Source organism: Kribbella sp. CCNWLW201, from assembly GCF_037203805.1.
Lineage (GTDB): Bacteria > Actinomycetota > Actinomycetes > Propionibacteriales > Kribbellaceae > Kribbella.
The window spans coordinates 404,021-415,927 of sequence record NZ_JBBCBQ010000001.1; the positions used below are offsets into that span (position 1 = coordinate 404,021).

13 protein-coding genes are annotated in these 11,907 nt (G+C 68.2%); 5 read left to right on the plus strand and 8 right to left on the minus strand.

What is annotated here, in order from left to right; all coding sequences use genetic code 11:
* The first annotated feature begins 1 nt into the window (after position 1).
* A complete protein-coding gene (locus V9K99_RS01755) occupies positions 2 to 1,030 on the plus strand; it encodes an alpha/beta hydrolase-fold protein (RefSeq protein WP_337002884.1) in 1,029 nt (342 codons plus the stop codon).
* A 41-nt stretch (positions 1,031 to 1,071) separates the two neighbouring features.
* Complete coding sequence (locus tag V9K99_RS01760) at positions 1,072 to 2,040, plus strand: GNAT family N-acetyltransferase (protein WP_337002882.1); 969 nt, start codon at positions 1,072 to 1,074, stop codon at positions 2,038 to 2,040.
* Here the strand turns inward: V9K99_RS01760 and V9K99_RS42695 are convergent.
* Positions 2,022 to 2,210, minus strand: coding sequence for an FHA domain-containing protein (locus V9K99_RS42695; protein WP_442914722.1), 189 nt, complete (start codon positions 2,208 to 2,210; stop codon positions 2,022 to 2,024). The genes V9K99_RS01760 and V9K99_RS42695 overlap by 19 nt on opposite strands.
* A 160-nt stretch (positions 2,211 to 2,370) precedes the next feature.
* The gene (locus V9K99_RS01765) at positions 2,371 to 3,852 is read right to left on the minus strand and encodes an MFS transporter (RefSeq protein WP_337002880.1); all 1,482 of its coding nucleotides are present in this window, start codon (positions 3,850 to 3,852) and stop codon (positions 2,371 to 2,373) included.
* Between the two features lie 177 nt (positions 3,853 to 4,029).
* Here V9K99_RS01765 and V9K99_RS01770 point away from each other — a divergent pair, with 177 nt between their 5' ends.
* Positions 4,030 to 4,608, plus strand: a complete 579-nt coding sequence (locus V9K99_RS01770; RefSeq protein WP_337002878.1) for a TetR/AcrR family transcriptional regulator — start codon at positions 4,030 to 4,032, stop codon at positions 4,606 to 4,608.
* Here the strand turns inward: V9K99_RS01770 and V9K99_RS01775 are convergent.
* Both V9K99_RS01775 and V9K99_RS01780 read right to left on the minus strand, forming a co-directional pair.
* Positions 4,589 to 5,113, minus strand: a complete 525-nt coding sequence (locus V9K99_RS01775; protein ID WP_337002876.1) for a dTDP-4-dehydrorhamnose 3,5-epimerase family protein — start codon at positions 5,111 to 5,113, stop codon at positions 4,589 to 4,591. The two genes, V9K99_RS01770 and V9K99_RS01775, sit on opposite strands and share 20 nt — an antisense overlap.
* Entirely contained in the window at positions 5,110 to 6,324 is a 1,215-nt protein-coding gene (locus V9K99_RS01780) for a DUF2786 domain-containing protein (RefSeq protein WP_337002874.1), read from the minus strand. Before V9K99_RS01780 ends, V9K99_RS01775 begins: the two co-directional genes overlap by 4 nt.
* A gap of 179 nt (positions 6,325 to 6,503) precedes the next feature.
* On the opposite strand from V9K99_RS01780, the gene V9K99_RS01785 reads away from it, so the two are divergent.
* Both V9K99_RS01785 and V9K99_RS01790 read left to right on the plus strand, forming a co-directional pair.
* On the plus strand, positions 6,504 to 7,892 hold the full coding sequence (locus V9K99_RS01785; RefSeq protein ID WP_337002872.1) for an FAD-binding oxidoreductase: 1,389 nt from the start codon (positions 6,504 to 6,506) through the stop codon (positions 7,890 to 7,892).
* Between the two features lie 116 nt (positions 7,893 to 8,008).
* Positions 8,009 to 9,406: an FAD-binding oxidoreductase gene (locus V9K99_RS01790; RefSeq protein WP_337002870.1), complete on the plus strand. Its 1,398-nt coding sequence runs from the start codon at positions 8,009 to 8,011 to the stop codon at positions 9,404 to 9,406.
* Between the two features lie 19 nt (positions 9,407 to 9,425).
* Here V9K99_RS01790 and V9K99_RS01795 read toward each other — a convergent pair whose 3' ends face one another.
* Genes V9K99_RS01795 through V9K99_RS01810 form a run of 4 tightly spaced genes read right to left on the minus strand, consistent with a single transcriptional unit; the run spans position 9,426 to position 11,845 of the window.
* Positions 9,426 to 10,175 carry an SDR family NAD(P)-dependent oxidoreductase gene (locus tag V9K99_RS01795; RefSeq protein WP_337002868.1) on the minus strand — a complete coding sequence of 250 codons (750 nt, stop codon included), beginning with the start codon at positions 10,173 to 10,175 and terminating at the stop codon, positions 9,426 to 9,428.
* Positions 10,165 to 11,406, minus strand: a complete 1,242-nt coding sequence (locus tag V9K99_RS01800) for a class I adenylate-forming enzyme family protein (protein ID WP_337002866.1) — start codon at positions 11,404 to 11,406, stop codon at positions 10,165 to 10,167. The genes V9K99_RS01795 and V9K99_RS01800 overlap by 11 nt, the downstream gene beginning before the upstream one ends.
* On the minus strand, positions 11,403 to 11,654 hold the full coding sequence (locus V9K99_RS01805) for an acyl carrier protein (RefSeq protein WP_337002864.1): 252 nt from the start codon (positions 11,652 to 11,654) through the stop codon (positions 11,403 to 11,405). Before V9K99_RS01805 ends, V9K99_RS01800 begins: the two co-directional genes overlap by 4 nt.
* Before the next feature lie 32 nt (positions 11,655 to 11,686).
* Entirely contained in the window at positions 11,687 to 11,845 is a 159-nt protein-coding gene (locus V9K99_RS01810) for a hypothetical protein (RefSeq protein ID WP_337002862.1), read from the minus strand.
* Between the last annotated feature and the right edge of the window lie 62 nt (positions 11,846 to 11,907).

The following is an 11,907-nucleotide window of genomic DNA, read 5'->3' on the forward strand; positions in this document are numbered from 1 at the left end:
CATGTTGCCGTGGTCCGCGGATCTGGCCGGTCGGCTCGAGCAGACGACGTACGAGAGCGAGTTGCTGCGCGGGAATCCGCTGGGTGATCCGCATGAGCGTCCGGTGCTCGTCTATCTGCCGCCCGGGTACGACGACTCGGACCAGCGCTACCCGGCGATCTACGTGACGATGGGGTACACCGGGCACATCGGGATGTGGTTCAACCGGACGCCCTTCCGGCAGCCGTACCCGGAGTTGCTCGACGCGCTCTTCGCGACCGGCGACGTACCGCCTGCGATCGTCGTGTTCGTCGACTCATGGACCAGGTACGGCGGCAGTCAGTGCCTCGACTCGCCTGGCACCGGGCAGTACCACTCGTACCTGTGCGAGGAGATCGTCCCGTGGGTCGACGCGACGTACCGGACCATCGCGGATCGCGACCACCGCGCCATCACCGGCAAGTCCAGCGGGGGCTACACGGCCATGGTGACACCGCTACTGCGGCCGGACGTCTTCGGCGCGCTCGCGACGCATGCCGGCGACGCGTCCTTCGACCTGTGCTACCGGGTCGAGTTCCCACAACGCGCCCGGACGCTCCGGGACAAGTACGACGGCAGCTACGACAAGTTCTTCGAGTCGGTGGCGACCCGGACCGGGCAGACCACGAACGAGGATCTGCACCTACTCGAGATGTACGGCTACTCCTCGGCGTACTCCGCCGAACCGGACGGCACGGTGTTGCTGCCGTTCGACGAGCTGGGCGTGGTCATCCCGGAGGTCTGGGCGCGCTGGCTCTCCCGAGACCCGGTCGAGATGGTCCGCGAACCGCAGTACGCCGACGCACTCCGCTCGCTTCGGGCGGTGTGGATCGACGCGGGCAAGCAGGACGAGTACTACCTCGATCTCGGCGCCACCGCGTTCCACCGGGCCGCTCAGCAGGTCGGCGTACCGGACGAGCGGATGCACTTCGAGCTGTTCGAGGGGACGCACGGCGGGATCGAGTACCGCTACCCGCTCGCCGTCCGGTGGCTGGCCGAAAGGCTGTCCTAATTCAGGTGCCGTGATCGCGGTGTCCGTCGTACCTTCGAGCCATGAGCTGGCCGGAGGGGATCGAGGCGCGCCCGATCGACAAGGGTGACGCGGACGCGTGGGCGGAGTTGCTGGCCGCCAGGGAGAAGGTCGACCAGGAGGGCGAGAACTACGACGCCCAGGACCTGATCGACGAACTGGAGGACCCGCACCTCGATCCGGCGGTGGACACCATCGGCCTGTGGGCCGACGGCCGGATGATCGCGTACGGCAAGGTGTACGCCGCCGACGCGGTGATCGACCTGGACCGGGTCAGCACGGAGGGAACCGTGCATCCGGAGTGGCGCCGCCGTGGCATCGGTACGGCGCTGATGCCCTGGCTGATCAAGCGGGCCGGCGAGCTCCACGCGACCAAGCACCCGGAGGCACCGGGCGAGGTCACCAGCAACCGGATCAGCACGAACGTCGGCGCGGAGCGGCTGTTCCAGAAGTTCGGCTTCGAGGAGCGCCGCTACTTCTTCGACATGAAGCGGCCGCTGGACCAGCCGGTGCCGGAGGTCACGCTCGAGGACGGGCTGCGGCTGGTGCCGTTCGACATGTCGATCGACGAGGCACTGCGGCTGACCCACAACGAGGTGTTCACCGACCACTGGGGCTCGACACCGCGAGACCCCGACAGCTGGAAGACCTGGTTCACCGGTGGCCGGGCGTTCCGCGGCGGATCGTCGTACGTCGTCCTGGACGGGGACACGATCGCCGCCTACGTGCTCGGCTATGAGTACGAGGCCGACACGGAGGCGACTGGGATCCGCGAGCTGTACATCGGCCAGGTCGGGACCAGGAAGTCCTACCGCGGCCGCGGCCTTGCCCGGGTAACACTGGCGAAGGTGTTGACCGAGGCTGCCCAGGCGGGCTACCAGCGCACCGCCCTAGGCGTGGACGCGGACAATCCCACCGGCGCCCTCGGCCTCTACGAACGCCTCGGCTTCACCATCTCCTCGAACTGGATCAGCTACGGCCTGCCGCTCTGATCAGCCGGGTCTGAGGGCGATGCCGCTGACTGAGATTCCGAGCCGTTCCTGGACCGGTCGATGATCCACCATCGGCCGTCCGCACGCTGCAGTTCGACATGCAGGCGCGACACCCGATCGTCGGCGTGCAGGCAGAGGTCAGACGACGGATCGCGCCCGATCGTCACCATGTCCTGATCCGGCAGCCGCCAGACGTTCGCCCCTGCACCGCCGTTCAGGTAGTCCCCCGCAGTGTTCACTCGCAGCCCCCTAGCTACGAGTAATTCTGCGCTCACACTCACACACAGTCCAGCGGTACGCCGGAGGCCCGGCGTACCGCTGGAGCTGTTTTCAGATGTGTGAGTCGACCACCACTGGTTCGGGCGTCGGCTCGATCGGAGTGCGCTTGAACCAGGTCCACGGGCGGACGCTGAGGATGATCATCGTCAGGCTCAGTGCGGCGTAGACCAGGGCTCCGATGAAGGCCGCATGCACGCCGTCGGTCAGGACGTCCCGCGGGCCGGTCGAGGTGGAGTTGCGGCTCGCCGTACCGAAGATGGTGACCAGGATGCCGAGGCCGAGCGCGCCACCGACCTGCTGGACCACGTTCAGCATGCCCGACGCGGCACCCGAGTCCTCCGGTGCGACGCCCGAGATGGCTCGGCCGACCAGCGGGATGAAGATCATCCCGGCGCCCAGACCGAACAGCAGCATCGGCCCGACCACATCGGCCAGGTAGGTGCTGCGAGCATCGAGCTGGGTCAGCCACACGGTGCCCGCGGTGACCAGCACGGACCCGGTCAGCATCAGCTTGCCGCCGTCGACCCGGGCGACCAGCCTCGGCACGATCCGCGACGAGGCGAACAGCAGACCGGTCAGCGGCAGGAAGGCAAGACCGGCCGCCAGCGGACTGAGCTCGAGCACACCCTGCAGGTACTGCGTGAGGAAGAAGAACATCCCGAACATCGTCCCGACCACCAGCAACATGGTCAGGTACGACGCCGAGCGGTCAGCCGACCGGAATAGCCGCAACGGGACGATCGGGTGGCTGACCCGGCGCTCGATCAGGACGAACGCGACCAGCAGCACCACACCGGCTGTGAACGAGGCCAGCACCTCGGCCGAAGTCCAGCCGACCTCGGCAACCCGGATGAAGCCGTAGACGAGTGAGGTGATGCCGAGCGTCGAGGTGAGGGCACCGGCCACATCGAACCGACCGGTCTCCGGCTCTGTCTCGGTCAGCACCTGGCGGGCCGCGATGACGAGGCCGATACCGATCGGCACGTTGATGAACAGACCCCAGCGCCAGGACACCCAGTCCGTCAGCATGCCCCCGAGCACCAGGCCGACGCTGCCACCTCCGGACGACACCAGGCTGTAGTAGCCGAGTGCCTTCATCCGCTCCGGGCCTTCCCGGTAGGTGAGCATCAGCAGGGTCAGGGCCGCCGGCGCTGCGATGGCACCGCCGATTCCCTGCAGGACACGGGCGGCGAGCAGCAGCTCCGCGTTCGGCGCGAGACCGCCGAGCAGCGAGGCAAGCGTGAAGACACTGACACCGGTGACGAACACACGGCGGCGACCGAGCAGGTCACCGGCGCGGGCGCCGAGCAGGAGCAGACCGCCGAACGCGAGCGCGTAGGCGTTCTGCACCCAGGACAGACTGGCTGGACTGAAGTCGAGTGCCTGCTGGATCTTCGGCATCGCGATGTTCACCACGGTGCCGTCGAGGATCACCATCAACTGGGTGATCAGGATGACTGCGAGGACGACTCCCGGCCGCCGCGCGGGCGTGCCGGTATCGGCGCCGGCCGGCGCCGCGGATGTTGCCGACATACTGCTCCTTAGAGCTTCAAACGGTCCCGCGCGGTCTTGGGCGGGACGCGCTACAGTTGTGAACAGGAAAAGCGGAGCGCTCCTCCGGATACAATACGGAGGCACCCTCCGCTTTATCAAGCGAATTACTGCGGAAACTTTGAGCGGCCTTGCCGCTACGGACAGTGAGGAGGCCGGATGGGCTCGACACCGCTGCCGTCCACGCGGCCGACCCGTGCGGACGCGGCGCGGAACTACGACCTGCTGGTCACCGCCGCCCGCGAGGCTTTCGCCGAGCACGGCACCGACACCTCACTCGAGGAGATCGCCCGCCGGGCCGGCGTCGGCATCGGCACCCTCTACCGTCGCTTCCCGAACCGGATCGCCCTGCTCGAGGCCGTCTACATCGACGAGATCCAGTCCGTCTGCGACCGCGCGTACGGCTTCGCCGAGAAGCTCGAGCCGTTCGACGCACTGGCCGCCTGGTTGCGCAGCTTCGTCGGCTACGGCGTCTCCAAGAAGAGCCTGGCCGGTGAATTGACTGCTGCCCTGGGGAAGGACTCCCCGTTCTTCCAGTCCTGCAAGGTGAACGTCCAGGAGGCCGGACAACTCCTGCTGGACAAGGCGAAAGCATCCGGTGACGTCCGCCCCGAGCTGGAGCTGATGGACATCATGCGACTGGTCGGGGGCATCACCATGGGTCGCGACATGGAACCCGAGGAGGCCAACCGGTTGCTCGACATCGTCCTGTGCGGCCTCAGGCCCGCGCGCTCCTGACACTGTCGAGAGACGGGTTCGCGGCGTCCCGGTCGGTGTAGCTGAGCCGGCCTCGCGGGAACGGCCACTCGATCGCGAGCTCCGGGTCGAACAAGTCGACGGTGACGCGCTCGGGTGACCAGTACTCGTTCACCAGGAAGTTGTAGACGGTGTGCGGCTCCAGGGTGCAAAACGAGTTGCCGCAGCCGCGCGGCACGTAGAGCGCCTGGCCGGCGTCGAGCTCGAACGTCTCGACCCGGCCGAAGGTGTCGCCGTCGCGCAGATCGACGATCGCTGCGAACACCCGGCCGTTGGACGGCGACAGGTACTTGTCCCACGGCTCGGCGTGAATCCCCCGCGTGATGCCCGGCTCGGCCAGATACAGCACGTTGTGCTGACGCACCTCGAAGCGCGGCATCCCGGCGGCTTCGAGCTTGGCGGCGTGGAAGTTCTCCTTGAACCAGCCGTCGTCGTTCGGCTGCACGTCCAGCTCGAACCGCAGTACGCCGGGGATACCGGTCTTCACCGGCGAACCTGGCGGCGGGCGTCGAGTTGGGCCTGGTCGGCCGCGGTGAGACCTGCTTCCCAGCCGGCGCCGTTGGTGATCCTGGTCCGCCGGGTCGTGGTGGTCGGGAACAGCTTGGTGAACAACGCATCCACCTGCTCCTCCCGTTTCGTCAGCACCGGCAGCAGCCGGCCGGCATCCGCTTCCGGTACGGCGTCCTGCGTGGCAGCTGTGGCCGCCTGCAGCCGCTCCCCGATCCGTTGCGCGTACGCCATCAGGAACGACTGCCGGAACGAGCGGGTCCGGGACTCGCCGCGCCGGCCGATGTGTTTGCCTGCGGCAAGCATTGCCCGGTTCGCCTGCACCAGCAGGGAAGTACTGAGAATCTCGGTCAGCTGCAGGTCGAGCTCGGCACCCACGATGGTGACCACCGCCAACTGGTCGATCACGACCGTCCGGCAACGGTTCGCCGACGCGACCGCGCCGACCAACTGTGCCTTGGCCGAGACGTACGGCGTATCGACCCAGAGGCGACGTGCGGCGGAGTCGTCCGGGATCTCCACCGCCGGATCCGCCTCGACCAGGGCGCGATCGAGGGAGAACTTCGCCATCAACTCCTGCGCCTTGCCGGACAGGGCTTCCGCCTCCTCCGGGAACTCGGTCGCCTCCGCCTTCGCCAGCAGTCCCCGGATCCGCGCCAGCATCTTCCCGTTCACCGGTACGGCGGAAGTCTGGCGTCGTACCGAAGAGGTCCCTGGCAAGGGGTAGATCCGGGCGAGGATCGGGAGGGTTTGGAGGAAGCCGGCCAGCGAGAGGGCGTGGTGGAGCGTCAGGTAGCGGCCGACGCGGGCGGCGGCGGCCCATCCGGTCAGGCTCAGCTCGGTGAAGGGTTGCGAGACTCCCAAGTCCGCCAACTGGTCGAGCCAGCGCGGATCGATGGTGCTGTGCCGATACATCGTGTGTTCCGCGGAGATCGCGGCCAGCAGCAACGGCTCGATCCCCGGGTCCAGTTGCCTGCGGCCGTGCTGGACGACGTCGGCCGGTGTCCAGCCACGCTCCCAGGTGGCTCGGAGCAGGCCGGCCAGAAACCCTTGCAGGCAACGGTCCACCTGCGCCTGGTCGCGTTCGTCGTACGCACCGAGGCGGGCCAGTTGCTGATCTGCCCGATCGTCGCGCACGGCAACAATCGTCGCCGCGGTCGGCAGCAGGCGCAGGATTTCCTCGTCACTCACGCCGTCGAGTCTGACACTCCATGAAGTTGACACTCAACCGCGATGCACAGCCCTTGTGGAAAACCAGGAGTTTCTTAAGCCTGGCTGAAGGCAGCGCGCGAAGATCTGCCCAAAAGGACGCTGTCAGCGGGAGCGCAGGTATCTAGCCTGGGCAGCACCGAAATCGGGGAGGGGAAGTCATGACTCAGCTTGCGGAAGCGGGCTTCGACGAACTACGCACAGCTCTGGAGGGGACCGTACTCGGACCGGACGACGCCGGGTACGACGACGCCCGGCGGCTGTGGAACGCACAGTACGACCGGCGACCGGCGGCGATCGCCCAGGTCCGGACCGCCGAGGACGTCTCGGCTGCCGTCCGGTTCGGGGTGGCCCGGGGACTGGAGATCGCCGTCCGCGGCGGCTCGCACAGCATGTCCGGCGCGTCGTCGGTCGACGACGGCCTGATGATCGACCTGAGCGGGATGAACCAGGTCACGGTCGACCCGGAGGCCCGGCTGGCCCGCGTGGGCGGCGGCGCGCTGCTGCGCGATCTCGACGCCGCGACCCAGCCGCACGGTCTCGCCGTACCGGCCGGGATGGTCAGTCACACCGGCGTCGGCGGGCTCACGCTCGGCGGCGGGATGGGCTGGCTGACCCGCCAGCACGGGCTCAGTATCGACAACCTGGTGTCGGTCCAGCTCGTCACCGCGGACGGCAGCATCCTGCGCGCCGCCGAGGACGAGAACCCGGACCTGTTCTGGGCGGTCCGCGGTGGTGGCGGCAACTTCGGCGTGGTGACCGAGTTCGAGTTCCGGGTGCACGAGGCCGGGCCGATGGTCAACTACGGCCTGCTGTTCTGGGGGCTGGACCAGGGTGCCGACGTACTGCGGATGGCGCGCGACCTGATCCCGACACTGCCGGTGAAGCTGACTGTGGTCGTCGCCTGCCTGAACGCGCCACCGGCGCCGTTCGTGCCGGAACAGCACCACTTCCAGCCCGGTTACGGCCTGGTCGTCGTCGGATTCGGTGAGCCCGAGGAGCACGCTGCCGCGTTGGAGCAGATCCGCAGCACGCTGCCGCCGCTGTTCGAGTTCGCGTCGCCGATGCCGTTCGTCGCGCTGCAGCAGTCACTGGACGAGGCGAACGACTGGGGTCACTACTGCTACGAGAAGGGCACCTATCTCGAGGACTTCAGCGAAGGTGCCGTCGAGGTCATCACCGAGCACGTGGCGAAGAAGACCTCACCGCTGTCGGCCGTGCTGTTCTACCGGCTCGACCACGCGTACTCGGCGGTGGCCGATGACGCCACCGCGTTCGGCGGCGGCCGGACCGACCGCTATGCGGTGTTCGCGATCGCCCAGTGCCCGGTGCCGGAGCTGCAGGAGGCCGAGGTCGCCTGGGTGCGGGGATTCTGGGACGCGCTGCAGCCGCACGCGATCAACATCGGCAGCTACATCAACGGAATGGCGGACTACGAAGAGGAACGGGTCCGGGCGTCGTACGGGGACAAGTACGACCGGTTGGTGGAGACCAAGCGGAAGTACGACCCGGACAACGTGTTCCACCGCAACCAGAACATCAAGCCCTGAAGGTTGCCTTCAGCCCCGTTGAGGATGATGCTGCCGAAGAGGACGCTGTCACCGCGGATCGTCCGGATCCGCGGTGAAGTTCAAACGGGAGAGCGTCCAAGGGGGAGGGCGGCAGCATGACTCAACTTGCCGACAGCGGCATCGGGGACCTGCGACGAACGATGGGCGGGCCGGTCCTCGGTCCCGATGACTCTGGGTACGACGACGCGCGCCGGCTGTGGAACGCGGAGATCGACCGGCGCCCGGGCGTGATCGCCCGCTGCCAGAGCGCGGCGGACGTGGCCAAGGCCGTCCTGTTCGCCCGCGAGCACGGCCTGGAGATCGCGGTCCGGGGCGGCGCCCACAGCATCAGTGGCGCGAGTGTGGTCGACGACGGACTGATGATCGACCTCAGCATGCTCAACCGGGTGACGATCGATCCGGTGGCCAAGCGGGCCCGGGTGGGCGGCGGCGCCCTGCTCGGTGATCTCGACGCAGCGGCGCAGGAGCACGGCCTGGCGACGCCGGCCGGCGTGGTCAGCCACACCGGCGTCGGGGGCCTGACCCTGGGCGGTGGCATGGGCTGGCTGACCCGGAAACACGGGCTGAGTATCGACAACCTGATCTCGGCCGAGCTCGTCACCGCGGACGGGCAAATCCGGCGCGTCTCCGACGACGAGAACTCCGACCTGTTCTGGGCCATCCGCGGTGGCGGTGGCAACTTCGGTGTGGTCACCGAGTTCGAGTTCCGGCTGCACGAGGCCGGGCCGATGGTCCAGTTCGGCCTGCTCTTCTGGGATATCGCGCAGGGGCCGGAGGTGCTCCGGCTGGCCCGCGAGGTGCTCGCGAAGCTGCCACCCGACGTGAACATCATCCTCGGCGGACTGAACGCTCCGCCCGCGCCGTTCGTCCCGGAGCAGCATCACTTCCAGCCCGGCTACGCGATGGTCGTTACCGGCTTCGGATCGCCCGAGGAGCACGAGCAGGTGCTGGCCGAGCTCCGCACTGCCCTGCCGCCGCTGGTCGAGTTCGCCAGCCCGATGCCGTACACGGCGCTGCAGCAGTTGCTGGACGAAGGGAACGCGTGGGGATTCCACTGCTACGACAAGGGCCTCTACCTCGACGACCTGTCCGACGAGGCGATCCAGGTGATCACCGAGCACATGCCGCTCAAGCAGTCGCCCGCGTCGGTGCTGTTGTTCTACCGGCTCGACCAGGCCTACACGGCGGTCGACGACGATGCCACCGCGTTCAGCGGTGCCCGGGCGCCTGGGTATGCGGCCTTCCTGATCGCCGTCTGCCCGACGCCGGAGATGCTCGAGCACGACCGGGCCTGGGTCCGATCGTTCGCGGAGGCCCTGCGGCCTTACAGCCGGGGGCTCGGCAGTTACGTCAACGCGATCGGTGACGAGAACGCCGGGGAGGATCGGGTCCGGGCGTCGTACGGCGCGAAGTACGACCGGCTGGCCGCGATCAAAGCGCAGTACGACCCGGACAACCTGTTCCACCGCAACGCGAACATCAGGCCGGCCTGAGACCCGTCGACGGCGCCGCTCAGATCGAGGCGGCGCCGTCGACGACCAGGACCTGGCCGTTGATGTTGGTGTGGTCGAGCAGCAGCATCCGGACCACCGGTACGACGTCGTCCGGCTCGGTCAGGTGGCCGGTCGGCGTCCGGCGGACGATCTGGTCGAGCTGGGTCTGACCGAGTACGGCGGACATCTCCGAGGCGAAGAAACCGGGCGCGACCGCGTTGGCCAGCACCCGGCCGCCCAGTTCGCGCGCGAGTGACCGGGTCGCCGCGTCCATCCCGCCCTTGGTGGCGGAGTAGGCGACCAGGCCCGGGTAACCGCGCTGGGCGCAGATCGAGGTGACGTTGACGATCCGGCCTTTGAGACCCTTCGCCAGCATCCGGCGCAGGACGAAGCGGGTCAGGATCAGCGGCGACGTCAGGTTGGTCTGGATGATCTGGGCGAGCTGGTCGGCCGAGGTGTGGACGTGCAACGAGTCCTGGCCGATCGCCGCGTTGTTGACCAGGCCGTCGATCGGGCCGAGGGTCGTCTCCACCGTGCGGACGAACGCCTGTCCGGCCTCGGCGTCGTTGACGTCGACGGCGCCGTAGTACAGGTGGTCGGGGTACTTCTCACCGAGGGAGGTCAGCTCCGGTGTCACGGTCCGGGCGAAGGCGGCGACCTTCAGCCCGGCGGCGAGCAGATCGGTGACGATCGCCAGCCCGAGACCGCGGGAACCACCCGACACCAGCACGACCGACGCGGGCTGGACCGCGCTGGATTCAGACTTCACTCTTGAGCGTCTCTTTCTGCGGGATCTCGTCGAGGAACCGGATCCGCCGCGGTACGCCGTAGTCCGGCAGCCGGCTCGAGCACCACTGGACCAGGTCGGCGTCGGTGATCGGGCCGAGCGCCCGGTTCGGCACCACTTCGGCGGCGACCATCCGGCCCACCAGCGGCGCCTTGCGCGCGAACACCCGCGCCCAGGAGACGCCGGGATGACCCATCAGGACGTTGCGGACGATGCCGGCGGAGACCTTCGAACCGCCGACGTTGATCTCGTCGGAGTCGAGCCGGCCGGTGATCAGCACGCGGTCGCCGTCGAGCTCGACCCGGTCACCGGTGTGCACCGCGCCGACCAGTCCAGCGCCGTGATGCGGCGAGCGGATCACCAGCTCGTCGCCGTCCAGCGACAGCATCGGACGCTCCGGATCGGGTTTGCGGTCCAGCCATTCGCGCGGGAATCCGGCCTTCCCGTCGTGGACGACGATCGACGCGCCGACCTCGGAGGACGCATAGATCCACGAGATCCGGGCGGTCGGGAAGATGTCCCGCAACTGGTCCAGGATCGACTGGTCCACCGGCTCACCGCCGAGCGTGATCTGCTCCAGCGGTACGGCGGCCAACGCGTCGGCATCGCGGTAGATCGCCTGCCGCCAGAAGGTCGGCGTACCGGAGGCCGCGGTGACACCGTGCTCGGCGGCGATGGACGGCCAGTTGTCCAGTTCGTCGGGCTCGATCGCGACTAGGCCCTGATCGGCGTGGGTCAGCGAGAGCGTGACGACCTGCCACCAGGCGTAGGTGCCCGGGGAGTACGGGAGCAGCCAGGTGCGCGGCGGCTGCTCGCCGGTGACGGTGGTGAGGGTCTCGAGGGTGTGGCCGATGCGCTTGGGGCGGCCGGTCGAGCCCGAGGTGAGCAGCCAGGCGCGGCCGGATTCTTCGACCCGCTTGAGCTTTGCCGGCGTCACGTCGCCCTCGGGCAGGACGATGGCGAAACCGGACTCGCCGAGTTCTTCCCGCATCCGCTCGTCGACGCGGGATCTGGTCGCGACCAGGAGCTCGGTGCCGTGGACCGCGTGGTGACGCAGGGCGGCCAGCGCGTCCGCGCCGTTGTCGACCAGAACGGCGGCGGGTGAGGGCAGTTGCGGAAGCTTGTGCAGGGTCCGCCAGGTCAGACTCTTCCCGGCGACGACCACTGTGTTGTCGTCACCGATCAGAGCGGTGGTCCGGCGCCGCGTGCTCACGCCGACTGGAGTTGCTCGATGAAGTCCAGCACGTCGCCGACAGTAGCGATCCGGCGCAGCCCGGGGGCATCGAAGTTCAGCTCGTCACCCAGCTCGTCCTCCACCCGGAGGGCCAGCTCGGAGAAGTCCAGCGACCGGAACCCGATCTCGCGGAGATCGGCGGTGTCGTCGCCTGGCAACATCCTTCCTTGCGCCGTCATCACCTCGCCCATCAACTCCCTGACCCTGCCACGTGCTACCGAACCCATGACGCCAAAGCCTAGCTTGTGTGCCCGCGGGATCACGGGGGTTCCGGTGGCGGACGTCGTACCAGAGACTTGAGGCGCTTGATCCGGCTGGAGATCTCCCAGCCGATCAGGGCGATCAGCGGTGAGGCGGCCGCGATGGCGGCGAGCAGGATCTCCTCGACCGGCAGCCCGGCGAGGTGGAGGGCGACCATGGGACCTCCCGTCTGACCTGGGAGATTACCGAGTGTAAAAGGGATTTCGCGTGCGGTAAACG